Genomic DNA, 24,742 nt, shown 5'->3' on the forward strand with positions numbered 1-24,742 from the left:
CTTATTTTATAAACGGAATAGTAATTGGGTATTTGTATTTTTCTCCGCTAGATGCTTTGATAGAAGCGTATATAATTAAGAAAAACTCCGAAACTTTTAAAACTGCTAGCAAAGCAATACAAACAAATCCTGTTGTTAAGGCTACAATGTGATTTTCAAAATTGAAATTCTCAATAGTATAATGATGTTCGCGCACCAAAGTGCTCAAAGGCATATCTTGAAACACCGAAATGATAAAAGCAGGTACCGCAATTACAAGCAATAGCAACGAGTACAATAACAAACTCAATTGAAAATTAAGTACTTGTTTCCCGTGGTGATCTACAAAAGTCGATTCCTCTTTTTTTGTACTCCACAAAACGATCGGGAAAATATAATTCCCAAACGGAATAAAGTACTGAGTTAAACTACTCAAGTGAGTAAATGTGGCAATGTTTTTTTCTGATGATGTTTCCATGTTTTGATTTTTTTTGATGATGATTGAAACTCGGCTTTCGTTTTTAAATTAGGTTACCTAGTAATTTCTTATGCAAATATATGTTCAAAAGACAGTATCTTGTTTCGCATAGTACCTAAAATTAACATAAAATTAACAAATTAAAATAGTAGGCACGCATAGTAAATTGTTGTATATTAGCCAACAAACCAAGTAATACGCATCTTGCAGCTAATAAGAGTTCACTTTTTAAGTAAAGTAAAATGGCTGCAATATTTTCGATACAAATTTTTAAAAATTAGTTAATATGACTCTAACTGCCTCAAAACTGAATAAATTTTTGATGTTTAAATTGCCTTCTGCTTTTATATGCGGAGTGCGAGTACAAAGTATAAACGAATCTGCTTGTGTGGTATCAGTAAAACACCGTTGGATCAATCAAAATCCATTTAATTCGATGTATTTTGCTGTACAAGCCATGGCTGCTGAGCTTGCTACGGGTGCTTTAGTCATGTTTCAAATTCAAAAAAGCGGTCGCAAAATCTCCATGTTGGTAGCTAATAATAAGGGAAATTTTACCAAGAAAGCAACCGGTCGCATTACTTTTACTTGCCAAGATGGTCATTTAATTGCCAAAGCTATTTCAGAAACAATTGCAACAGGCGAGGGGCAAACCTTCTGGATGAAATCAATTGGCATTGACGAAAAAGGGGTTCAAGTATCCGAAATGGATTTTGAATGGAGCGTGCGCGTAAAATAAAATAAACCACAATGCTTATTACTAAATCCTCAAAAGATAGATTTAATAATAAGCATAGTGGTTAAAATTGGTGTTTATTTTTTCCTTTTACGGGATAATAATTTTTTTGTTTATTTGTCCTTTAGTTGTTTTTACTGAAACAATATAAACGCCTGAAGTCACTGATTTTATTGGTAAAATTCCCTGCTGTACTCCGTTGTCTTTAGCATCCCATTCTGCTATTATTTGACCCAAGATGGAATACATTTTTACAGTTTCTACACTATTATCTATTGTGGTATTCGTAATTTCAAGCTGACTTTTGCTTCGAGAATGAGTTACTGTAATTTGGTTGTTTTCAATTTCTTGGTCGTTGGTCCCTAAAGTTTTATCGGCGAATGTCAACGAAAAACGGTTTTCGATTTTCCCTAAAGGCAAATTAACCGTAAAACTTCCATTTTGAATGTTATGATAGGTATTGTTACTCATGTCATGAATAAACATCATTTGCTGATTATCAAAATTTTCAGTTCCATCAAGTAGAAAAGTCACTGGGCCTTCGCGATCTGTTTTTATACCCAAAGGATAACTTGCAGTGGTATCAAAACGTCCTACTCCTTGAATTACTAAAGGATTTGTTCCATGTAAAAAATACATATCCGCAGGTAAGTTATCCATTGTCATACCATCATAACCAAAATCAAATCCGTCTGTTGCTTTGTCTTCCATAAAAGCTAATAGTAATTGCCTGTGGTATCCACTTGCTGAATTGATACCCAAGCGCACTCTTTTAAAAGTGTCTGCGAGTACGCTATCATTGTCATTATTAGGTTTTGCGACAGCGTTTTTTGAGTCGTTTTTAGTCTTAAACAATGTAGTCGATACTGCAGCAGTTTCTTTTTGAAAAGCACGCTGCCCATTATTAAAATTGACACTTCCGCCACCGCCACTTTTGCCATAAACAAAAAATCCTTGACCCACCGGAATAAATTGTTTCGGTACTTTGTTACTTAAGCCTACGCCTGCAATTAACTCTGGTACTACTGGAGCTAAACCACCTGATAAATTAAAAACGGCATAGCCACCTTGATAGTCCTTTAAATAATGGGTGTTATTATTCGAGGCGTGTTCCCAAAAGTATAAAGTACCATTGATTCCGGTGTTTTCAAAATTGTCAATTGTAGCTAAATTATCTGTAATGAATTGAACGGCATTTAATGCAGATGGGTAAGGGTTTCCCGTAAGTAAAAGTTGATTGGCACTTACGGTATTGGTTGTGATAGTTCCGTTATTGGGTTTGCCTACAAAAGTATAATTTTGTAAAGCGGTACCTGCGCCAGATCCTTTTAGGGTAAAACCTTGTCCCACGCGTAGCGGACTGTTTTCAGTAATTTTAATCCAATTAGCATAGGCGCTGGCATTATTTTCAAATTTGTAAAGCCAATAGCGGGTTACACTAAGTGGAGCAGTAGCCGAACTATTTAATCCGTCTATCCAGTTAATGTCAACAGGGTTTGCGGGGTTAGTTCCATCTTTAAAAACACTTTTTACACTGTAATCTGTATTATTAGTCGTGGCATTTATTGGGCTTACAGGCGAACTCCAATAATTATAATTGAACAAGTTAGTTTGACCTTGTTGGTCACGCTCAATAAATCCGGTACTAGTAGGAGCAAGGTCGCTTTCGGCTGTTTGTACTAATTGCGACATGCCTACCAAATCAATTTTGCCGTTTAGGGCCAAGTACCAATCGTTTTGTAATTTAGAATCATTGGTAACTGTTACTGTTTTTCCCGCGTCAACAAACATTCCAAGGTCGATTGTATTGGCTGATTCTGTTATGTTGTGTCTAACATGTACAATAGACCAGTCTTGGTCCATAATATCTTGACCACGAACTTCTTTGGTTGGACTGTTGGCCGCAAGCGAAAAATCGCCATCACGTTCTGTGATAAAAGGCATTGGAGCTTCTTGCACATTCATGTTTTTAAAATTGAATAATTTAGCACCTATCAAATCAATACCAACTGTAGTAAGATCATCAAGAACATCATCTTTGTAGGTGTCCATTCTGAAATAATGAAGCATGTCAGTGATGGAAAGCAAATCAGATCCGCTGGCAATATTTTTTGGAATTACAGTTCCCTGAATTTGTGATCCAACAGACTGTATTTCTTGATAAACCATTCTTTGCAGTTGCGTATCCGTAAGTGCCTTACCAAAAACGCGTATTTCATCTATTTTACCTCTGAAGAACTGCGAGTTTAATAAAGGATTTTTACCGACAGTGAAGATGGATAAATCAGGAGCAATACTACCACTGATGGACAGTACACCAACTACATTTCCGTTTAGAAACAGCTTTAACGAGTTACCATTAAAAACAGCTCCTACATGGTACCATTGTGCAGTATTTAAACTTACGCTAGTTTGTATGCTTTGACCGTTTAGGGTTACTACAAGTTTACGACTCGCATCAATTTTGAGATGGAAGTTATCTTGACCCAATAGTATTCCTTCAGCTGAAAACGAGGGGTTGATGTCAATCCAACACATGAGTGTTGCACCACCCAATCCGCCAAGAAGCGAGCTACTTTGAATAAAATCATTTCGGCCGTCAAAGTTTAAAAATAGTTTGGTATTGATGTCTCTTGGAGAACCAAAAACAGTAGTATTAGTATCAAATGCATCTAGAATACCATCTTTGTCAATATCTGCTCCGCCATCAATAATTCCGTCATTATTAGCATCTAATATTTTATTTGGATATAAAGTTGCTGTGTGTGACAAATCGAAAGTAATTCCATTTGACTTTACGTCTAAATAATTAGGAATTCCATTTCCATTTGTATCTAATAAAAAGTCTAAAAATGGAGATAATAAACTGCCTTGACCCAAATTTCCGTATTGGTTAGCTCCGGTTCCATAGTCATAAATATCCAAAATTCCGTCCCCAAATCCTTCGGTATTTCCATCGCCGTTCATGTCTTTGTTTCTAAAAGATTCTGTCTCTAGACCGTCACCCACACCATCTCCGTTAATATCTCCATCGCCATTTTCGAAACCTAAAAGTGCATTGATATTACTAGCACCTGATTCATCTACATCAAATATACTGTCGTTGTCGCTATCCAGATCCAAATAATTAGGAACGCCATCGCCATCAGTGTCTAAGGTTGGTAAGGCTGCTATCGCCTCGGCCAAGTCATGTAAACCATTTGCATTGATATCTACCCAAGCGGCATCAATTTTACCTTTTCCATTACTCAAGCTACCCAATCCAATTTCAATTACATCTTCTATTCCGTCATTATCGGAATCCAAATCAAACAGATCAGCAACGCTATCGCCATCTCGATCGCATAATGTTTGCGATATCAAGATGTCATCCAAAGCCAAATCATTCCCTCCGCCGCCCGGCGCATTGTTTTTGAACCGAATGGTAAAAGCATTGACATTGCCGAGATTGACACTAGTAGAAAACTGCATCCATTGACCTTGTGTACAAGAATTGTCAAGTACATTGCTGGAACAACGACCAATATCTCCAGTATTAAACGTATTCAATAAATTGTTAGATAGGTCATAAAATTCAACCGTAATATTGGGTAAAATTGAACCGGGATAGGTATTAGCTGCCATGATATTGAGCGCCCAAAAACTGTAGGTTATAGGTAAATTAGACAATACTCCAGTTATAGTAGTTTCATAAAAAGTGCCTGGAGTAAAACTTGCATTAAATACAGCCATTCTTCCGTTTGTATCTCCTGGTGTATGATCTTCACCATTGTACCAAGCTAAATCTCCATGGATATTTTCAGGATCGCTAGCGGTTGTTCCTGTTATTTTTGACACAACGGTATATTCACCATCATCTAAAATCTTTGAAGTTTGAAACGGACAATCGGTTGTGTTGGTTCCTACAATTCCATCCTCATAGCAATAAGTAGTGGTTGCATTGTAAGTAGCTGTAAAGTTAGAGGTGCGCCCCCCAGTTCCAAATGTTTCGTTCAAAAATTTATAGTCAACCTTGCTACCGTTTGAACTGTTGCAATTATTTTCTTCGGTAATGTCGGTAATGCCATCGTTATCATCATCAATATCAAAATTGTCAAAAACACCATCACCATCACTATCAAAAAAACTTTGAATTCCTGTTCCTTGTATTGCGAAATCGAATGGGTTTTCGTTGCTATCATTGTTAGCTATAGAAAGTGTCGCATTTTTAAGTCCTACAGTACTCGGATTAAAACTTATAGAGAATGTGCTTGATGCACCAATAGCAATTATTAAACTAGGAGACGTATTTACACTAAAATCAGCAGCATTGGGTCCGCTAAAACTGATGGCTCCAATAAGTAGTGGTGCGTTTCCGGTATTTAAAATTGTAAACGTTTTTGTGATAATTCCTGTGCTGATTTCCATAGATCCAAAGCTGGTCCAATCGGCTGTTGTTGGGGTTAGGTCACCATCACTAATTGCTAAGGAATTACCTGTTATTGAAATTTCGGGTTCAGCAACTGTTGCAGTCACAGCCACTCGGGTGGGTGAAGTACAAGATAAAGTGCTTGTTTCAACATAATAGGTGGTTGTTGTGTTGATAAGTGGTGTAATAAAAGTTGGGCCTGCACCTAGGGCTAAGCCGCCACTAGGAGCGCTAAACCACGAGATAGTGCCTGCTGATGCAATTGCTGAAAGCGTTACTAAGCCAGGTCCTATTGTGCTGCCGGCAGTTGTGCCAGAAATGGTCGGTACTGCATTCACAGTAATGTTTGCAACGTTGTTTAATGAAAGAGTTGCACTGCAAATAGTTGGTGACACCCCACTTGAAAGGTTTGTAATGGTTAAAGTAGTAGCTCCCGCATTGTTTAGTGCCGTAGTAGAAAAACTTCCGCTGCCTAGTAGGTTAACTGCCATAGTGGCCGTAAGTCCTGTAGCCGTGTTGGCTCCTGATAAGTTATAAGTTACTGTGTAGTTACCCGAAGGTAAGTTTAATGCGAGACCGAGTACGTTAATTGTGCTGCTTGCTCCTGCGCAAATTGGAGCCCCTGCTGTGGTAGAAAGTAGTAAATAGGTAGGACAAAGCCATGTTAAAGCTACTTTTCCTGAAGCACCAAAAGCGCCGTTATCATTGTTTTTTCCTCCGCCGCCTCCGCCACCCGGATTAACTCCCGCCGTCGCGATTCCGGCTGCAGCACCGTTACCACCATTGCCGCCACCACTTGGGGCGATTGCTCCAGATTGTAAAAGCGCGGTTGTGCCCTGAAGTAAGGTTCCTGCTGATGAACCTCCACCGCCACCATTAGTTCCACCATTGGCTCCATTTCCGCCCGAAAGAGTTAAGTCACCAATACTGGTTGCACTGCTGCCTCCAGTTGCTCCGGTCGTTCCATTATTAGGAACTGTATTTCCTCCTTTAGCTAAAAGCGTACTGTTATTAATTACCCACGAATCTCCGCCCGGTGACGTAGCACTGCTGCTTCCAGCTCCTACCGATAAGTTGTAAGTAGTACCATTTGAAACGGCTATGGTTTTGCTGGCATAAGCTCCTCCGCCGCCTCCACCATAAGTGCTGTTGCCTGAGGTTTTACTGCCGCCTTTACCTCCGCCGCCCCATGCTTCTGCCTGTATAGTAGTTACTCCTGATGGAACAGAAAAAGTATGAAGTCCTGCTGTAGTAAAGGAAAACGTTTGTGCTAAAGCAGTATATTGTAAGGTTACAAATAGACAAATAGTACTTATAAACGTGAATAGAGGTAGAGTTTTATTCATAATTTAATATTGTTTAATTATTAATTTATGGTATTTAGTTTCTTTCTCTTGTTCTGGTGTTTTTTAGAGAAGTTTTTTATCTAATAAAAATACTTACTTTTATATAAAAAAACGTTTAAAAGTATAAAATAATCGTTGAAATGCACTTTTATTTTTATTTTGTAAGAATAATTTTTAAATTTTATTTTTTGTTTATTAATATTTTTAATGGTTTGATTTTTAATGCGATAATTAAATTGTAAAAAAAAAGAGACCTCTCTGGTGGAGAAGTCTCTTTTTTTAAGTGTAAAAAATTAAAGTTACTTAACAATAATTTTTTGTGTCATAATGCCTTTTGAAGTTTTAATTTTTACAATGTAAAACTCAGAGCTGTTTTCAGTGATTGGCAATTTATGATAAAATTGTGTTTTATCTTTTATGTCCCAAGTTTTGATACATGCCCCTTGAATATTATACAATTGTACTGTTTCGATAGTGGCATCTTTAACACCGTTTGTAATGTTTAAGGTGTTGTTGTATCTTGTGAATACCGCTTCAATACTGTTATTGTCAGTGGTTGGTTGCTCAATAGCAGTTACTGCTTTTTTATCTGTAAAGTGTAATGCGAAACGAGTTTTGTCTTCACCTTTGGCAACAAGTACTTCAAACGGTCCTTTTTTGATGCTATTATAGGTATCGGTTTGAGCATCGTAAATAAAGTAGTTTTGATCAGCATCAAAGTTTTCAAGGTTATCAATTACAAATGATACTTTACCTTCCTCAGCCATTTTTACTGCAATCGGGTACGAGGCTTCTTTATTAAAGTATCCTTCACCTTGAATGCTCAACATTTGATCTTTGTTCAATAAATACATATCGCTCGGTGACCCATCAATGTTTGGTGCATCATAACCTGGATTAATTTCGCTATCGGCTTTTTCATCCATAAATCCTAAAAGAACTTGACGGTGGAAATTGTTACTCAATATATTAAATCCGATATGGATTTTTTTATTAGAACCAGCCTCTATTTTTGTATCGCTATTATCTGTCCAATGGTCTTTTACTGGTGATTTACTTGCGGTTGTACGATACATTGTTTGTGATTGTGCATTATCTTCTTTAACAAAGTCTCTTTGACTATTATTGAATTGTAAAGCGGTACTAGCACCACTCGCGTTACCAATAACAAAGAAACCTTGCCCTACTGGAATAAATTGCTTTGGAGCAGCTTTACTTGTATTTCCAAATACAGAAATAGTCGATAATCCCGTAGAGCTAGGAGGTGTTCCTCCTGTCAAATTACGAATACCGTACCCTCCTTGATAATCTTTCAAAAAGTGGGTATTGTTGGTTTGGTAATGTTCCCAGAAATACAAACTTCCTGTTATTACATCGTTGCTTCCGCCCATATTATCATTGATAAATTTAACCGCATCTAAGGCTGATGGATATGGATTACCAACTAATAACAGTTGACTTTTCCCTACAGTGTTGGTAATTGTTCCGTTATTTGGTTTACCTACAAATACTAAGTTCTGTGTGGCTGTGGCTGCGCCTGTACCTTTTAAGGTAAATCCTTGGCCCGCACGTAAAGGTGCTGTTTCACCTATTCTGCTCCAGTTTGCATAATTGTTGGATAAATTATCAAATTTATTAATCCAGTAACGAGACAAAGTTCTTGGGGTAGTAGAAGTGCTTGCAAACAATCCTGAAGTCCACTGGAATGCTGTAGGACTAGCTGGACTGGTTCCGTCACGAAGTACTGTTGCTACTGTATAATTAGAGTTGTTAGTTGTTGTATTCACTGTTCCAACAGGCGATCCCCAATAGTTGTAGTTGTAAAAATTTGATTGTCCCTGTTGGTCTCTTTCCAATGAACCACTACTCAAAATATCTAAATCACTACCAGTTTTTTGAACCAATTGAGAACGACCTACTAAGTCAATTTTCCCATCTAACCTTAAATAATGGGTTACTTCCATTTTTGTTCCATCAGTTTGTGAGCCAGAAGCAGAAGTTGCTGTCAAGATATTGCTGTTTACAAACAAGCCTAGTACTGTTTTGTTACCTACAGAGGTAATATTGTGGTTGGTTCGCACAATATTCCAGTCTATAGGAGTTGTTCCATTAATTATTGATAGGCTGTAAGGTCTATCCTGTATAGCACTGTTGGTCCAAGTGGCAGAAGTTTCCCAATTTCCATTCGAAGCCGATTCATAAGGCAAAGGGGCTGTTTGCGCACTGATGGATATTTTGTCAGGAATTACTAAACTTCCTCGGTTTACATTTTTAGAATCATCGTCAAGGTGAGTTCCTATGTAAGAGTTCATTGAGTAGTATGCAAATAAATTATTCCAAAGCAATGCACTAACATCATTTTTAGTAATTGTTGATGGAATTATTGTGCCTATCGTACCGGTACCGCTCTCTTGTATTTCTTGATTCATGATGAATTGAATTTCAGTAACTGTTAGCACACGATCCCACATTCTAAGTTCGTCTATATCCCCTTTGAATAAGTTATTTATAGAAGTTTTACTTAGGTATTGACCACCAATACTAAATGTTCCCGTTGATACACTAGGAACTCCAATCATCGAGGCCGTTCTCTCAAATACACCATCAATATAAATTGATAATATATTAGAAGCATACGTAAATGCTATATTGTGCCATACAGCATTCGGAAATATAGTATTTGTGATAGCACTTCGTAATGTAGTACCATTATAATATTCAAAGCGAACTTTATTATCGTTTTGTAAAACTATTTGATAGCCATTTCCAGCTGCAGATTTTTTAGATAAAATAGTTCTTTCGGTACCTGACGTATTAGCGCCATTTGGACGGATCCAAGTCATTACCGTAAATGTGGCAGGTAAATCATTCGTAGCATCTACTCGAACATAATCATCAAAGCCGTCTAAGGTAATGTGTAGCGGGTTTGTAGCTCTGTGTGCAACACCAAAAGTGATGTACTTAGTACCATCAAAATCATACAAGCAGGTTTGATTGCCTCCTGTTGTTGACATGAATACGGTCTCTAAACCGGTCGTAAATGCAGCATTGGTTGATACTACCATTACATAGGCATCTGTAGGACCGAGTGCAGGCAAACCACTAACAAATGATGCAGTTGGAATAGCAACCCTAGTTGTAGGTACATCACCGTTTACTTCATTAACTTTCCATTTGCGGTTAACAACTTCTGTAATTGTTGTTATTGTAGTTGGTCCGAGCGAGATTGGTAAATCAACGCCAGAATCTACCATGCTACCATTGTTAGAACCCCACATTAAATAATTTCTATCCGAAGGAAAGACTGCAGTATTTGCAGAGTTGGTAGTAGCAATATCAGTTAATCCTATTGTCAATACTTCAGTGGAATTGATACTTTTTGATTGTTTTTGACTCAATTGCGACGCATCATCTCTTCCAATTCCTGCAATATCAAAGTTAAAACCTGTGTTACCAGCGATATCCCATATAACTGCTCCACTTGAATTTTGGTAATTTAATGAGGTACCATTTATTCCTAACGTAATTCCATACTTAACTGCTAAATAACTTTCTATTCTTCTTCTTTCGGTTGCATCATTTTTTCGGGCTGAATAAGAAATAACCTCTGCGATACGTCCACCAAAACTACCGTTGAAGGCTTGGCTTCTGCCTAGCCAATATCTATTATTTACAGAATTCTCAAATTTTGGAACTCCAACCTCTGTATTGTCAATGCGTAGACCGTCTTTGTATAATTCCATACCATTAACAGTTGGAACAGTCACTAGATTTCGTGCATTTAAAATAGTAGTTAGGTTATTATAGGTTATTGAGGTTCCTGCTTGTGTAATACCGTATCCTCTTAAATTTACGTCAGCAGGAGTTGGACTGGGACTACCCCCAAAGCAATAACTGATTACTTCATCATTAAATCGGTTCGAGTAATCACCTAATCCAAATCCTGTTACATCAGTTGTATATGGTGTTCCAGTTTCCGTTTGTGAGGTATAAATGTCAGATGCTGTTACCAAACTACTTGTTATACTTGGTGTGTCATTCATTATTACGATAAACTGCTCATGCGAGTAAAAACCACCTGTGCCATTCATTTCAGCTCTATTTGTTAGTCCGCTTAAATCTGACACTGTTGTGGAGGTATTGTTATTAAAAAAAACGACAGGATTAAAGTTTAAATTGTTTGTACTGTTGTCTTTATACACTGGTCGATTGGTTATACTTGCATTTGTAGCATCAATTACATTAGCATCATTCCCTTTTCCAATATCCTCCCAAGTATTTACCACTGCATTGTCAGCAATAGGCCCTGTACCATTTATTTTATCGGCCCGCAACCAGGTTTCAAGATTAGCAGTAATTCCTCCTGGTCCATTGGTAATCGTGTTATAGGTAGTCCCGATAATAGAGATATTATCTAAATAAACTCCTCTTGTATTACTACCGATATTTCCAACAAAACGAAATTGAGAAGTTAAAGAAAACGTAAAGTCTGTGTCAAATAAAGTTGCATAAAATGCATGATACTGATTGTCCACGTTTATGTCCCTGCCTGTAGCTGAACCAGGAGCACCGCTACCTTTAACAACAACTTTTACATCTTGCCATGTGGCTAGTGCACCAGTTCGATATTGTAAAGTAATCGATTCATTGCTGTTTAAAACTGTTCGTAAAAAAAATTTAACATCTATTTTATTGTAGGGCAAAATGTTTAGACCAAGCGCTGAACTTGTAAGTGTCATTCCGGAATTACCTCTTATTAGTACAGAGTTTGATCCTTGATATGGCGCTGTTGTACTACGAGTTACATTTGAGCTTCCAGAGGCCCAAATACCAAATCCTGAATCAAAAGTTTCTGAGTTTATAACTGTTTGACAATAATTTGTAATTGATGTTAATAATAAAGTTAGAATATATATTGTCCTTTTTGAGTAAAGTAAAGTTTTCATCATAGTTTCAAAAATAGGTGTATTTCAATCTCTGTTAATTTTTCTTATTTACGTTACTTTTTAAGTAACGGTTTTTTTTAAAGACTTTTTCTTAAGTAATTTAACCGCCCAAAGATAGAATTTTTTAGGATTCGTTAACATTTTTTCATCGATAAAATGCAATTATCATCGCTTAAGTACGTTTTTTCTGTTGATTTTTGTAATGATTTAGGGTTTGTTACAGCACTATTCAAACCTTGTTTAATAGTCGTAACACTTGGTTGATATTTGTGATCACTTAGTGTTGTTTATTTTTTGACTTGTTAGCTCTTATTGCTCTTTATTGCATGATTGTACTTGATATTTATTTGATTGATCATTTAAAGTAATATTTAGTTACAAAAAAAAGCTAGAATCTAGATGTTTTGTCTTTAGATCCTAGCTTTTGGTCTTTTGTAAATATTACAATTTCATTGCTTCTACTTACAATGTGCTTGATTTTCTTTTTTACTAAAATGAAAAAAGGCATATACAATCCCAGCTATGATCAATATAAATAATTTGCTATTAATTGGAGCCGCAGCGGGTTCAGGCCCTTCTAAATCTCCAGTATCATTTTCGTCTCCAGGCACTGCAAACATAAGCATGCTAGTAAGAAGAAAAAAAATAGTACAATAGGTTCTTAGTAATTTGTATTTCATTTTGATTTTTTTTTAAACCTGCTAGCTAGTAGCAGGTTTATTGGTGCAATTAGTAGATTATTTTTTTGCTAACTGTTTCGTTGTTGTTCGAAATAATTTTGACAATTAGCGCTTGATTGGCAGCCGTAAAACTAGTCAGGCTAACCGAGTTGCTATTTACGTTATCTTTCTCAAATAATAAGCGTCCTCGAATATCGTAAATACGTACTATTTTCATTGTAGTTTTTCCGCTATTTACATGAATTACTCCGTTTTGATTGTAAACAATTACAGTGTTTTCATCAAAGTTGGAAGGAAGTCCAAGTGTAGCATCTGTTTTATAAACTATTGCAAAGCGGTCGTTAAATGTTCCTGACGTTGAAGTAAATGTATAATCAGATTTTTTTAGATCATGCTCTATTGCAGTTTGCTTGTCTTTAATGAAAATGTTTTGCTGTCCAGAAAATAAACCATCAACATGATCAATTCCAATTGTAAAGCTTCCGGCCGAATTAGTTTTGAACGTTAACGGCACTGAATCGGTATTTTCAAAAGGCAAACTTCTTCCTTGGATAACAAATTCTTCATTATCAATCAAAGAGTTTAATGAAATAGCATTGTCATTAATATACCTACCATCAATCGTAGCATCAATTCCAGCCGTAGCCTTTGACATATAGGCAATCATCATTTGGTTCGCAGGCTCTGAATCTTTGCTTAAATTAAGCCAAATACGGTGCATGTCTGATTCTCCTGTTCTTAAAAATTGGTTATCGTTGTTTGCAACACGCATTGTATTGTTAAAAGTTACTGAGGCTGTAGTTGGCTTTACAAGAAAACCTTGACCTACTTGGATGAAACCATTTGGCGCTATGCTACTACCTCCACCTGCATTTGCAGTACCACCTGCGGTAGTGTAGGTTGCGTAGGAGGTTGAAGTAGTATTGTTCGTTTTTCTCCAAAAATATAGCGGTTCTGTAATGTTATTGGTACTGATAAATGCATTTGCATTAATAGTAGAAGGATAAGGATTTCCTACGCCGTTAAATTTATTAGCAGTTGTAGCAATATTGTATGTGCCGTTATTTGGAACTCCTTGAAATCTACCTTCCCAAACAGTTGGCGTAGTTGGATGATTATTTGGTAAGCGAATTAAAAATCCTTTTGCCAAAGTGAAATTAGAAGTTGCAGCTACTGCACTGTATAAATCAGTAGCAGAGGTATACGTGTAAAAACGATTACTCAAAGTTGCTGGTGAAAATGCTTGTAATTGCTGTCCTGCAACAGGAGAAGACCATAATACATAATCTAATAACATCAGTGGCGAAGTTCTACGCTTTACAATTATAGATCCGCTGTTGCCATTGCTAGTTTTGGTTTGTAATAAATTAGTATTGTTTTCAAATGTTAATGATGATCCTGCAGCTACAGTGATATCGTTTGCAATTGTAAAGTTAAATCCACTTGGTACTGTAACAACGGCATTGTTGTTTACAGTTAAACTGCAAGCAGCTAGATTTGCATTTGCAGTAAAGTTACCTGTAATAACTACTCCTTTTGTTGCAGCTGGTAATCCGTTAGACCATGCAGAACCATTCCAGGTAGTACTCTCGATGGTAACTGTTGTTGCGGCAGAAGGTGTAGGATTACATGAACCATTTTTAACTACAGCTCTAAAACGAGTGGTTGCAGTTAATGGTCCTGATGTATAGGTGTTTGTCGTATTGGTAATAGTTGTCCATGCAGTGAATGGGCTTACGGCACTTTCCCAATTTATAATGTTCCCAGTAAAACCTGTTAAAGTCAATAGGCCACTATTCGAATTAGAACAAATTGTAGTACCACCAGCAACTGTTCCGCCAACTGATACAGGATCAACAGTAATTGCTAATGTGGTTGTAGTACCACATTGTCCCGAATTTGGTGTAAATGTATAAGTCGTTGTAGCAGTATTATTTAGGGCAGGTGACCATGTTCCCGTTATACCATTTAAAGATGTTGTTGGTAATGCAGGGATTGTACTACCTGAACAAACTGGCCCAACAGCTGAAAAAGTTGGTGTAACTGGAGAGCAAATGTTCAATGTAGCTGTATTACCACCTGAATAAGCGTTGTTAATTCCAGTAATGGTATATGTGAAATTATCAGGTGCTAAGTTCGCTCCGTTGTGCGTGTAAGTCAATAAATTGTTATTGATATCCAATTGTGTAAAAGTACTACCTACAGCTAACGCATTCCCATTTAATCTTAAAATTCCATTAGTTGGTAATTTAGTCAAATTGTAAATTAGCTGTGATGGAGTAGTTGCAGGCTGACTTGCAAGTAAAGTGCTTTGGCCAATTACAATGTTAGTTCCTGTAAGTACGTTAGGAGTGGTGTATGCTATTGTAATATTGTTAACTACTTGTAATTTACCACAAATGGTTATTGAAAAATTGCTAAAAGTACCACCATTGCTAGCTCCAACACGATCTGTAGCTAATAAGGTCCACTTGCCTAAAGAGCTTGTTCCATTAAATTTAGCCAAAGGTTGACTCGCTTGTTGTACACCCTCTAAAGCTGCATTAGTAGCTCCTGTAATGTTTCCGCATGATAATGGTACTCCAGCATCATCAAAGGTTACATCAAAATTTGCTCCCGAGCAATCCCTGTTAAAAACCTCGACGAAAACTCCAGTTGGGCCACTAAATTGCATTTTAATATTATTTATTTCAGTATGGCTAGCTTTCATATAAAAGCTAGTCTTTGTAATATTGATATTGTCTGGAATATCAATTGTAGCGCTTACAGCATTTGTTGGACCAATTTCCCAATTTGCATTTGGAGCAAATGAGGCATTCGCGTAAGTGTTACAAAAATCACTAGCAATTTGAAATACAAAACTATCAGAGAAGTTACCAGGGTTGCAGGCATTAATCGGTTGAACTCTCCAGTAGTTAATGGTACCTGAAATCAAATTGGTTGTTTGATAGGTGTTTGTCGCTACTGTTGCTGTTTCGCGAATGCTTGCAAAAGTTGGGCTATCTGAAATTTGTACCAAATATGAGGACGCATTAGCTAAATTACTCCATTGTAAAAGCACTGAAGTAGCTTGATTTTGTGCACCATTAGTTGGACTATTCAAAGTCACATTACTAATTGTAGCATCAAATACTCGTAAAGTTAAAGGCAAATCGATAGCTGAGGTGGTCGATGTACCTCTAACTACAAAATTGTAAGTTCCTATTGCTAAATTTGTAATACCTGAAATTGTAATTCCCAAATTACCAGCTGTTGTTCTTGTGGTTGGAGAGAATGTTGCAGAAGCTCCAGCTGGTAATCCTACGGCTGAAAACGTAACCGTTTCTGAGAAACCTGGCGCAGGAGTGAATGTAGCAGTGTAAGTCGCATTATTTGGTTTACATACTGAAGCTGTAGCGTTTGCTGTAGTTAAATCAAATTTATTCGATTTTATTTCAAAGTTTACATTTGAAATATCAAAAAAGATATTTCCAACCGCTTCAATTAATATACGATTTGTTGTTCCAATATTAGCTGGTACAGTTATAGGTTCAGAACCATCATTAGCAGTATTTCCAGCTAACAAAATTGGATAGGTCAAACCGCCGTCTGTAGACATTTTAATATTTACTGAGGTAGCATAAGTACCTGTATTGGTACCAGTCATGTTCCAAGTTACAGTTTTGCTTTCGCCCACGTACCAAGTTTGGGCTGTGTTTGGTGCTGTAACAGCAAACGGTCCTACATTTCCTATTGTTATTGTAGTATTGGCTTGGTTTGTTTGTCCCCCTATAGAATTGTTATCTCGTACAGTAACTCTAAAATTAATCGTACGAGCTACACTTGGTAAAACCTCCCATATTGGAGTAACGTTATCAATCAGAGACTGCATGTTTGGAAAAGTACGTGAAGGTGAAGAGGTAGGAATAAACGATCTAAAGTTTGGTCCTAATGTTCTATTCGCTTGAGGGGTTCCTGTTACGCCAGCTGCTGTACCATTCATTTGTTCCCAAGTGTAAGTTAAAGCATCACCATTGCTGTCAGCGCCTACTGCGGTTAGTGTAAATGGTGTTGACAAAGGAATACTGTATGATGTAGTTGTTGTAACAGTAGGGGCAGTGTTTGCTATTGTAGTTTCTACTTCGCACGTATTACCATTGATTGTGGCCGTCATCTGTTGAATGCTTATTGCGTGAAAATAAGCATCGCTGTTATTTTGAATATTTGGCGGACAAATACCTGCGTAACCCATAATTGTTGAGCCGCTACCTGGCTCTAAACCGGATACAGATGAAAATTGGCATGCATTATTTTGGGTGTGCCCTGCACCAAATTGGTGACCTATTTCATGGCATACGTAGTCAATATCGAAAGGGTCAAATTGAGGAGTTACAATTCCGGTTACTCCAGCGCCTTTGTTAGCGCCACAAGGTCCAGTACCTGCAATACCACCGCCTCCTGTACTAAATACATGACCGATATCGTAATTGGTAGCACCAATTAACCCAGTAATGTTAGGTGTGTTTGCACTTAGCATTTGGCTTCCATCATAATTGTCGTAAGGGTCGGCATCAGGTGTAGCATCAATGTTAACTCCATTTCTATAAATTAACCTATTATTTGATGGAACTATTTGAAATTGTACTGCCAAATCACGTCTGTAAACACTGTTTACGCGCACCATTGTTGCATTTATTCCTGCAAGTGCTCCAGCAACGGTGTTACCATAGTATTCTGTATACTCAGACGTACAGGCAATAGCAATGCGGTACGTTCTCATTTTCGAATCAGTTAGATTTGTTGTTTTCTGACTGTATGAATTGTTTTTTACTGATTCTGGTGCATTCATATCTGTATTACAAACAAAAGAGTCCGTTGGGCTTCGTTCAAAGTCTGCGCGATCGTACACAATGTAGTCTGTAACGTTGTTCTTAGAAAACGGATCGATATAAATAGTTCGCTCACCAGTAATTAAACCAGTAAAACCTTCTGGAGAAATACTGATGTAAATTTGGTTCAGAGGATTTTTTTGGCTTACTCCGTAAAATGATTGAATTTCCGGAAATTTAGCCTCTAAATCTGGGTGTAGTACACTTGTTTTTTCAATCAAGAAACTCTCCACTTTTCCATTTGCTAGTGGGAAATCGAGGATAATCGCAGAGGCAAGTCTGTTGTTATTGTCTCTTTTTACAGCAGACTTGAAGTTTGATTTTAAAGTTTTAAAATCTAGTGAAAAAACTTTGTACTTTAAGGGAATGTTTTTTCGTTCCGGTTTGTTAATTGCTCTTGAATTGTCGGAACTGCCTTTGAGTTGCCAGTTGTTGATTGATTGCGCCAGAGATACCTGATGCAATAGCAATACTAATAATGTTAGTAGGAAGTAATTTTTCTTCATAAAATTTGGATTTGGAGGTTCAAAAATATGTTAAAAAAATAGTAATTACAATCGATTTCGTTGAATTGTTAATTTTTAATTAAAATTTCACCTTTTTTGTTAATAATAGTATTCAATAGCTTTTTTCTCTTCAAGAAAAATCGGGTCGATTGATTTACGTATTGTTTGTGTATCTGGTTCTTATTCAGGTACAAAAATGTGTTTTGCATTTATTTAATGCTTATTTTTACCTTATAAATTATTCTTATGAAAATGAAATCCTTTTATGTCGTCGCTTTTTTACTAAGTTGTTTTTTTGGTCAGGCCCAAGGTAAGCTGACGGGCAAGGTTACTGATTTTAAAAATAAACCCATTGCTGAGGCTCGAATTTACCTAGACTCTATTGACGTGAGTTGCGTGACAAACAGCGAAGGCGAATTTGAATTGGTGTTGCCGCAAAAAGTTGGTTTTATCAATGTTTACACTAAAGCATACGGCCTGTTATCTTCAAAATATAATAACGAGGATCGCATGAGTTTTAAATATTTAGAATCGGCAAAAAACAATAAAATTCGTTTGCAAAAAGGAGAGCAGTTGCCTTTGACTTATTCTGCCGTTGATAATGAATACAAAATAAATTCTACTAAAAATGTGAATGTGCAAAACGACAAATATCAAGGTGTGTTCTCTAATATTTATGATTTGCTACGTGGTCGCGTTTCATCTGTTGTTGTGTCCAGGAATAACAAAATATCTATCAGAGGAATTAGTTCTATTCGTAATGCAGGAGAACCTCTTTTTGTAGTTGACGGAATGATTGTTACCAGTTTAGATTATTTGTCTCCAAACAATATAAAAGATATTACTGTACTGAAAGATGCAGCTGCTGCAACCTATGGTGCACAAGGGACCAACGGCGTTATCGTTATCAAAACAAAATAAGTGAGGCTTAGTTTTTTGAAAAAAGTATTTGCGATACAATTAGTAATACATTCTAAAATCTAGAAATTTACACAAATCATATTGCTTTTGATGCAATTCTTCAACTACATTAAAAATTGAGTCATCAGCCTCAAACAAACTAAAAAACAGTTGATCCAATGCGGTGCTGCTTACTGCCGCATGCGGTGAACCGTAACCGGAGATGGCTTTAGCACAAGTAATGTCTAAAAAGTACTGCGATTCATCAGGAGTCAAATCTAATGCTTTGGTGCTGGCAAAATGAATGATTTTACCTCTCATTTTTCCTTCGAATAACTCTGCAATTTCTTCTAGGGTATAAAAATAATTGTTCAAACAAATGGTGTTGGCTTCGCCTTGCATGACCAAGTAAATGATTTCATAATTGGTGAAGTTATGATCATCATACAGTAAACTATGTAAGCGCTCCTCTAACCCTTCTATCGAGTCGCAGGTGGTATGTATGCTGCTGATTCCTTTGTCAAAAGCCAATCGTTCTAGGTGTTGTACCACTTCGGTAGTAGTAACTTCTTCAATGTCAGCAACGGCTTCAAGGCAAAAAATAAAGGTGTCGTTCTCCATAAATTGTAAGGTTCGGTGGCAGAAACTCTCCTTTATTTTTCAAGGGATATGAATTTCTAAGTGAAAATTTTTCTGTAACAAAGATACTAAAGCCTTTCAAAACCCGAAAAAAACAACTGTGAAGGAATCCTTAATTTATACAACTAGTACACTAATTTTGCTACTTACAAACGGACAAAATCTTTTTTAAATAGCAATGAAAAACTAATTTTCAAATGTAGTTTCAAGTATTTGAACAATAAGATAGGATCAATAGTTCGCAGCGCTATTTGCATTTCAAAATGTATCATTTGCAAGACGGCTCGGTTTTCTTCCTTGGTTGTATTGAGCTGCAAGGCGTTGCGCACAATTTGGTAGGTGCTGCGGTTGTATAATCTTGTTTTTCTGTTCAAACGTTTAAAACGGCGCGAGCTTAAGGAATTACGGAGTTCTCTTTTTTTGATTAAAATACTATCAATAAAATCAAATTGATAGAAACGCGCTGTTTTAATCCAAAAATCATAATCTTCAAATTGTAAATTTTCATTAAATCCCTGAAAACGATCGTAAACTGCTCTTCTTGCCATGGCCGAAACAGAACATACATTATTTTCAAGTCGCAACAGACTCAAATATATATCGCCTACAGCTTGTGGTTTAATTCTTTTTTTGTTTTCATCGACTTCAAAAAAGTAACAAAAATGAGTGTCGTCTTCAAAAACTAATTCTGCATTGCCATAAACAATTCCAACATTTGAAAATTGGCTTTTTGCAAAAGCTTCTAATTGAAGTTCTACACAGTTGTGGGCCAATACATCATCTGCCGCCAAGTCAACTATATAACTTCCGTTGCTTTGTGCAAATGCTTTGTTGAATGATTTGGTGTTTCCTAAATTGTGTTCATTTTTAATGAATACTATGTTGGGTTCTTTTTTCAACCAAGTCGTTATTGCTTCCACAGAGTCATCGGTGCTGCAATCATCTACCACAATAAGTTCAATATTACTGTAGCTTTGATTTTTGACCGACTGCAATGCTTCTTGCACGTATTGGCCGTGATTGTAGCAAAGACATATTATGGAAACTAGCGGTTTGTCATTCATTTGTACAGCAAAGTGTTTATATTTGGTGCTAAAATAGTAATTTATTGCATGAGTACTCGTAAAACTAAAATAGCATTGGTGGGCGATTCCCTTGGCGGAGGCGGTGCTGAGAAAGTACAAGCACTTTTGTCTATTTTTTTTGAAAGTAAAGGCATTAACGTACACCACATTATTTTTGTTAATGACACCTCCTATGATTATGCCGGAGAGTTGTACAATCTTGGCAAGCAAAAAGCCGAATCAAACCTTGATAAACTAAAGCGTTTAAAAAAGATCAAGACCTATTTAGCCGAGCATAATTTTGATATTATTATCGATTTTAGGTTTCGTGTAAATGTTTTTAACGAATACCTAATGGCTCATTGGGTATATAAAAAACCTGTTGTTTATACCATACATAGTAGTATGTACACGAGTTATATTCCTGAAAGTCGTTTTTTAGCGCGACTTATCTATAGGAAGGATAGTTGGGTAGCTGTAAGTAAAGCGGTTGCATCTGCAGTGGCAAAGCGTTACAAGAAAGAGGTAACTTCTATTTACAATCCAGTTTGTATTCAGGAAATTCAGGAATTGGCAAAAGTCGAAGTTGAAATCGAATATCCGTATATCATAGCAGTGGGGCGAATGAACGAACGAGTAAAACAATTTGATGTTTTAATTCAGGCTTTCGCCGAATCGATATTGCCACAGCAAGGCGTGCAGTTATTGTTAATCGGATCTGGTGCTTTAGAAGAGGAGTGGAAAAAAGTCGCACTAAATTGCGGTGTACAAGATTCAGTAGTTTTTGCAGGTCAGCAACAAAATCCTTTTAAATACTTAAAAAAGGCACTTTTTACAGTGGTTAGTAGTCAGTATGAAGGACTTTCAAATGTATTAATTGAAAGTCTTGCAGTTGGTACTCCCGTAGTTTCGTTTGATTGTTTTGCTGGTCCGAACGAAATTATCGATCATGAAAAAAATGGTTTACTAGTGCCAAATCAAAATCAACAAGCACTGACAAAAGCCATAAATAGAATGATCGAGGATACTGATTTGTATCAAAAATGCAAGCGCAACGCAGCAGGCAGCATAACTCATTTTGAGCTGGAACACATTGGTCAGCAATGGCTCCATTTTTTAAACTTAAATTCCCATTCATGCAAATAGAAATTATTGATATCCCTAAGATTGAAAATGTTTTGGGCAATATCGCTGTTATCGAAAATGAGGTAATTCCTTTTGAAATCAAGCGCGTGTATTACCTGTATGATATTCCAAGTACATCCAAGCGGGGCGGTCATTCACATAAAAAATTGCAGCAGGTTTTAATTGCTATTTCAGGAAGTTTTGATGTGGTGCTAAATGATGGGAAAAGCCAAAAAACAATCACATTAAACAAGCCTGACAAAGGTTTGCTGTTGCGAAATAATACTTGGCGTGAATTAGAAAATTTTTCATCAGGTGCCGTTTGTATGGTTTTGGCTTCCGAAGTTTTTGACGAAGCCGATTACATTCGGGATTTTGATGTCTTTTTACAATCGGTACAATGAAAATCTTGTATGTAGTTCCCAGCATTAATGATGACGGAGGCGTAGCGCGTGTTTTGGCGCTAAAAGCCAATTACTTGATTCGAAATTGGCAATATGACGTGCATATTGTGACGCAGAATCAAGGTCACACACCGCTTTTTTATGAGTTTGATGCTGCTATTGCAATACATGATATTGTCCTGAAAAAAAACGCAATAGGCTTTGTTTTCGATTATATTACCAAACTAAAAAAAATCATTAATACCGTTCAGCCCGATGTAGTTTTGGTTTGTGATAATGGTTTGAAAGCTTTTTTATTGCCTTTTTTTCTTGGTGTAAAAATGCCATTAATTTTAGAAATTCATAGTTCTAAATTTATTGAAGAGCGCCCTGCTCGACATTTTTTAGATCAAGGATTTCGATGGATGAAATACAGATACAAAAACTTTTGCGCCAAGCGCTTTTCTCAAATAGTGTATTTGTCTGAAAATAGTAAAAAGGAGTGGAACAATATAAATGGCGTCATTTTACCGAACCCAGTTTGGATAGAAAATGTTGCAGTTGGTGAGGATAAACAAAAGGTAGTTTTGGCAATAGCACGTAACTGTTACGAAAAAGGCCTTGACAGACTTTTGCCTATTTGGTCAGCGGTCACAGCAGAACATCCGGATTGGAAACTACATATAATTGGACATCAAGTAGCGCAGTTACAAGCGCAAGTTAATCTTTTGGACATCTCTGATAGTGTGTGTTTGCAGCAATCAGTCACTGCAATTGATGTCGTATATGCTACTACAGCAGTCTTTGTTTTAAGTTCCCGTTTTGATTGTTACCCGATGGTTTTGTTAGAAGCCATGGCTAGTGGATTGCCTTGTATTGCTTACGATTGTCCCTGCGGTCCTGCAGCTATAATTGAATCTGGAGAGACAGGTTTTTTGATTCCAAATGGCAACCAAGAATTGTTCGTTTCTCATTTAAAACAATTGCTGGCTGATGAAAGCTTACGGATTGAAATGGGAAAAAAAGGTAAAGAAAAGGTTGCTCGACAAAGTATTGATCTCATTATGGAGCAGTGGCACGCTTTTTTGAGTGCTATTTAAAATCTTTGTTTTTTTGGGCCAGAGTACATAAATATCCAAGTTTAAAACATTTGAAAATCCATAATCGAGGATTTTTGCCAGTTAAGTTTTTTTCAATCCTTTTTTCATTTCGAAGGTATAAAAATGAAGTAAAACGAACTAGTTTTAACTTTTGCAACGACAGTAAAACTTGAATAATTTTTATAAAAGAAGCGGCTATTTTTTGGTCTGTGTATAAACTTAAAGCACTATCCAATGCTTCTTTGGTTTTTAAAAGGTACATTGAATTAGAGTCAACATCAGCATGTAAAATTGGGTTGTCAATATGCTGAATGCTAGCGTTAATTAGACTTAATTGATAAGCGAGTTGCGTATCTTCGTGGCCGTATTGTTTTTTGTAGGGTTCAAATTTTATTTGATCAAAAAACGATTTTTTTATCACCGTGTTGTTAAACAGTAAAGCTTGGTATTTTCTTTTTTGTCGCTGTGTTGCCGTTTGGTCTTCTGTAAATTTGCCGTATTTCCACCTTAGTTTTTGATCGTTTGATAGACAAGATTCTGGGTGAACACGCCCACCATAAACCACATCGTATTCTTCCAGATACTCTAAGTAGGTTGCTATAAAATGAGTATTGATGCATTCTGAATCACCATCAATAAATAACAAATACTTATGTTGGGCTTGGGCAGCAAGTGAATTCCGGTTTTCTCGATGGCCTAAATTTTCTGTTAAGGCCGTAAATTGGCAATTCGCAAGTGTGTTAATTTTTTCGTTTTCGGTATTGAAAACAGATCCAGAAGCATCATCTTGACACAAAATTTCAAAATCAATACCACAAGTTACGCATTGTTCGTGTAAGGCTTCTACCAACGGAAGTACGTTGTAGTTGTATACAGGAACAAGGATTGAGAGCATTATGCCGTACGTTGTTGTATTACTTCAAATATTTTAGAATCTTCGCACTTCAAAGTTTTTGATGGGAATTTCATTAACAAAGCGTAATCATGCGTTGCCATAATGATTGTTTTACCGTTAGCGTTGATTTTTTTCAATAAATCTAAAACTTCAGCACTAGTTTGCGGATCTAAATTTCCAGTAGGTTCATCGGCCAATATTAATTCAGGGTCGTTCAATAAAGCACGAGCAATCGCTACACGTTGTTGCTCACCACCAGAAAGTTGGTGTGGCATTTTTTTACCAAAATCTCTCATGCCTACTTTGTGCAATACTTCGTCAATTTTCGCATCCATTTCGCTAGGATTTGTCCAGCCAGTAGCTTTCAAAACAAACAACATATTGTCATTGATAGAACGGTCCGGAAGCAATTTGAAGTCTTGAAAAACAATACCAATCTTGCGTCTCAAAAACGGAATATTATCCTCTTTTAATGTAGCTAAATCGAATTCTACAACATGACCTTCACCTTCTGTCAAAGGTAAATCAGCGTATAGTGTTTTCATTAAACTACTTTTCCCAGAACCAGTTTTACCTATTATGTATAGAAATTCCCCGTGGTTAACTTCTAAATTTACTTCACTTAAAATAGATTTTCCTTCTTGATATATAGATACGTTTTTTAAAGACAGTACGGTTTGTGACATAAT

14 protein-coding genes are annotated in these 24,742 nt (G+C 36.6%); 5 read left to right on the forward strand and 9 right to left on the reverse strand.

Annotation, left to right across the window (positions count from 1 at the left end):
- Nucleotide 1: 1 nt before the first annotated feature.
- The gene (locus tag L1S34_RS09535) at nt 2-457 is read right to left on the reverse strand and encodes a DUF4870 domain-containing protein (protein WP_236363829.1); all 456 of its coding nucleotides are present in this window, start codon (nt 455-457) and stop codon (nt 2-4) included.
- Between the two features lie 286 nt (nt 458-743).
- Here L1S34_RS09535 and L1S34_RS09540 point away from each other — a divergent pair, with 286 nt between their 5' ends.
- Entirely contained in the window at nt 744-1,196 is a 453-nt protein-coding gene (locus tag L1S34_RS09540; protein WP_166136670.1) for a DUF4442 domain-containing protein, read from the forward strand.
- Between the two features lie 87 nt (nt 1,197-1,283).
- Here L1S34_RS09540 and L1S34_RS09545 read toward each other — a convergent pair whose 3' ends face one another.
- From L1S34_RS09545 to L1S34_RS09560, 4 genes are all read right to left on the reverse strand, one after another.
- A complete protein-coding gene (locus L1S34_RS09545; RefSeq protein WP_236363830.1) occupies nt 1,284-6,947 on the reverse strand; it encodes a choice-of-anchor D domain-containing protein in 5,664 nt (1,887 codons plus the stop codon).
- 299 nt (nt 6,948-7,246) lie between these two features.
- Nucleotides 7,247-11,896, reverse strand: a complete 4,650-nt coding sequence (locus L1S34_RS09550; protein ID WP_236363831.1) for a LamG-like jellyroll fold domain-containing protein — start codon at nt 11,894-11,896, stop codon at nt 7,247-7,249.
- 455 nt (nt 11,897-12,351) lie between these two features.
- Complete coding sequence (locus L1S34_RS09555; RefSeq protein WP_236363832.1) at nt 12,352-12,573, reverse strand: hypothetical protein; 222 nt, start codon at nt 12,571-12,573, stop codon at nt 12,352-12,354.
- A 49-nt stretch (nt 12,574-12,622) separates the two neighbouring features.
- Nucleotides 12,623-17,947 (reverse strand): reprolysin-like metallopeptidase, encoded by a 5,325-nt coding sequence (locus tag L1S34_RS09560; protein ID WP_236363833.1) that lies wholly within the window; start codon nt 17,945-17,947, stop codon nt 12,623-12,625.
- A gap of 246 nt (nt 17,948-18,193) precedes the next feature.
- Here L1S34_RS09560 and L1S34_RS09565 point away from each other — a divergent pair, with 246 nt between their 5' ends.
- Nucleotides 18,194-18,868 (forward strand): TonB-dependent receptor plug domain-containing protein, encoded by a 675-nt coding sequence (locus tag L1S34_RS09565; protein WP_166136688.1) that lies wholly within the window; start codon nt 18,194-18,196, stop codon nt 18,866-18,868.
- Nucleotides 18,869-18,907: 39 nt separating this feature from the next.
- Here the strand turns inward: L1S34_RS09565 and L1S34_RS09570 are convergent, their stop codons facing one another.
- Together L1S34_RS09570 and L1S34_RS09575 are read right to left on the reverse strand one after the other, a co-directional pair.
- On the reverse strand, nt 18,908-19,468 hold the full coding sequence (locus L1S34_RS09570; protein ID WP_166136691.1) for a DUF6642 family protein: 561 nt from the start codon (nt 19,466-19,468) through the stop codon (nt 18,908-18,910).
- Between the two features lie 164 nt (nt 19,469-19,632).
- On the reverse strand, nt 19,633-20,550 hold the full coding sequence (locus tag L1S34_RS09575) for a glycosyltransferase family 2 protein (protein WP_236363834.1): 918 nt from the start codon (nt 20,548-20,550) through the stop codon (nt 19,633-19,635).
- Nucleotides 20,551-20,598: 48 nt separating this feature from the next.
- Between L1S34_RS09575 and L1S34_RS09580 the strand changes: the two genes are divergently transcribed.
- From L1S34_RS09580 to L1S34_RS09590, 3 genes are read left to right on the forward strand one after another with little or no spacing between them, the layout of a single operon-like run.
- Nucleotides 20,599-21,696 (forward strand): glycosyltransferase, encoded by a 1,098-nt coding sequence (locus L1S34_RS09580; protein ID WP_166136698.1) that lies wholly within the window; start codon nt 20,599-20,601, stop codon nt 21,694-21,696.
- Nucleotides 21,687-22,079 (forward strand): sugar 3,4-ketoisomerase, encoded by a 393-nt coding sequence (locus tag L1S34_RS09585; RefSeq protein WP_236363835.1) that lies wholly within the window; start codon nt 21,687-21,689, stop codon nt 22,077-22,079. The genes L1S34_RS09580 and L1S34_RS09585 overlap by 10 nt, the downstream gene beginning before the upstream one ends.
- Nucleotides 22,076-23,158 (forward strand): glycosyltransferase family 4 protein, encoded by a 1,083-nt coding sequence (locus L1S34_RS09590; protein WP_236363836.1) that lies wholly within the window; start codon nt 22,076-22,078, stop codon nt 23,156-23,158. Before L1S34_RS09585 ends, L1S34_RS09590 begins: the two co-directional genes overlap by 4 nt.
- On the opposite strand, the gene L1S34_RS09595 is transcribed toward L1S34_RS09590, so the two are convergent.
- On the reverse strand, nt 23,151-24,053 hold the full coding sequence (locus tag L1S34_RS09595) for a glycosyltransferase family 2 protein (RefSeq protein WP_236363837.1): 903 nt from the start codon (nt 24,051-24,053) through the stop codon (nt 23,151-23,153). The genes L1S34_RS09590 and L1S34_RS09595 overlap by 8 nt on opposite strands.
- Nucleotides 24,053-24,739 carry a cell division ATP-binding protein FtsE gene (locus L1S34_RS09600; RefSeq protein WP_236363838.1) on the reverse strand — a complete coding sequence of 229 codons (687 nt, stop codon included), beginning with the start codon at nt 24,737-24,739 and terminating at the stop codon, nt 24,053-24,055. Before L1S34_RS09600 ends, L1S34_RS09595 begins: the two co-directional genes overlap by 1 nt.
- Nucleotides 24,740-24,742 lie beyond the last annotated feature (3 nt).

Source organism: Flavobacterium sp. K77 (assembly GCF_021608205.1).
In the GTDB taxonomy this organism is placed as follows: Bacteria; Bacteroidota; Bacteroidia; order Flavobacteriales; family Flavobacteriaceae; genus Flavobacterium; species Flavobacterium turcicum.

Coding starts and splice junctions, on each gene's coding strand:
- L1S34_RS09555 (WP_236363832.1), bottom strand. CDS start 12,573: ATGAAATACAAATTACTAAGAACCTATTGTACTATTTTTTTTCTTCTT.
- L1S34_RS09545 (WP_236363830.1), bottom strand. CDS start 6,947: ATGAATAAAACTCTACCTCTATTCACGTTTATAAGTACTATTTGTCTA.
- L1S34_RS09565 (WP_166136688.1), top strand. CDS start 18,194: ATGAAAATGAAATCCTTTTATGTCGTCGCTTTTTTACTAAGTTGTTTT.
- L1S34_RS09580 (WP_166136698.1), top strand. CDS start 20,599: ATGAGTACTCGTAAAACTAAAATAGCATTGGTGGGCGATTCCCTTGGC.
- L1S34_RS09595 (WP_236363837.1), bottom strand. CDS start 24,053: ATGCTCTCAATCCTTGTTCCTGTATACAACTACAACGTACTTCCGTTG.
- L1S34_RS09535 (WP_236363829.1), bottom strand. CDS start 457: ATGGAAACATCATCAGAAAAAAACATTGCCACATTTACTCACTTGAGT.
- L1S34_RS09540 (WP_166136670.1), top strand. CDS start 744: ATGACTCTAACTGCCTCAAAACTGAATAAATTTTTGATGTTTAAATTG.
- L1S34_RS09570 (WP_166136691.1), bottom strand. CDS start 19,468: ATGGAGAACGACACCTTTATTTTTTGCCTTGAAGCCGTTGCTGACATT.
- L1S34_RS09590 (WP_236363836.1), top strand. CDS start 22,076: ATGAAAATCTTGTATGTAGTTCCCAGCATTAATGATGACGGAGGCGTA.
- L1S34_RS09550 (WP_236363831.1), bottom strand. CDS start 11,896: ATGATGAAAACTTTACTTTACTCAAAAAGGACAATATATATTCTAACT.
- L1S34_RS09575 (WP_236363834.1), bottom strand. CDS start 20,550: ATGAATGACAAACCGCTAGTTTCCATAATATGTCTTTGCTACAATCAC.
- L1S34_RS09585 (WP_236363835.1), top strand. CDS start 21,687: ATGCAAATAGAAATTATTGATATCCCTAAGATTGAAAATGTTTTGGGC.
- L1S34_RS09600 (WP_236363838.1), bottom strand. CDS start 24,739: ATGTCACAAACCGTACTGTCTTTAAAAAACGTATCTATATATCAAGAA.
- L1S34_RS09560 (WP_236363833.1), bottom strand. CDS start 17,947: ATGAAGAAAAATTACTTCCTACTAACATTATTAGTATTGCTATTGCAT.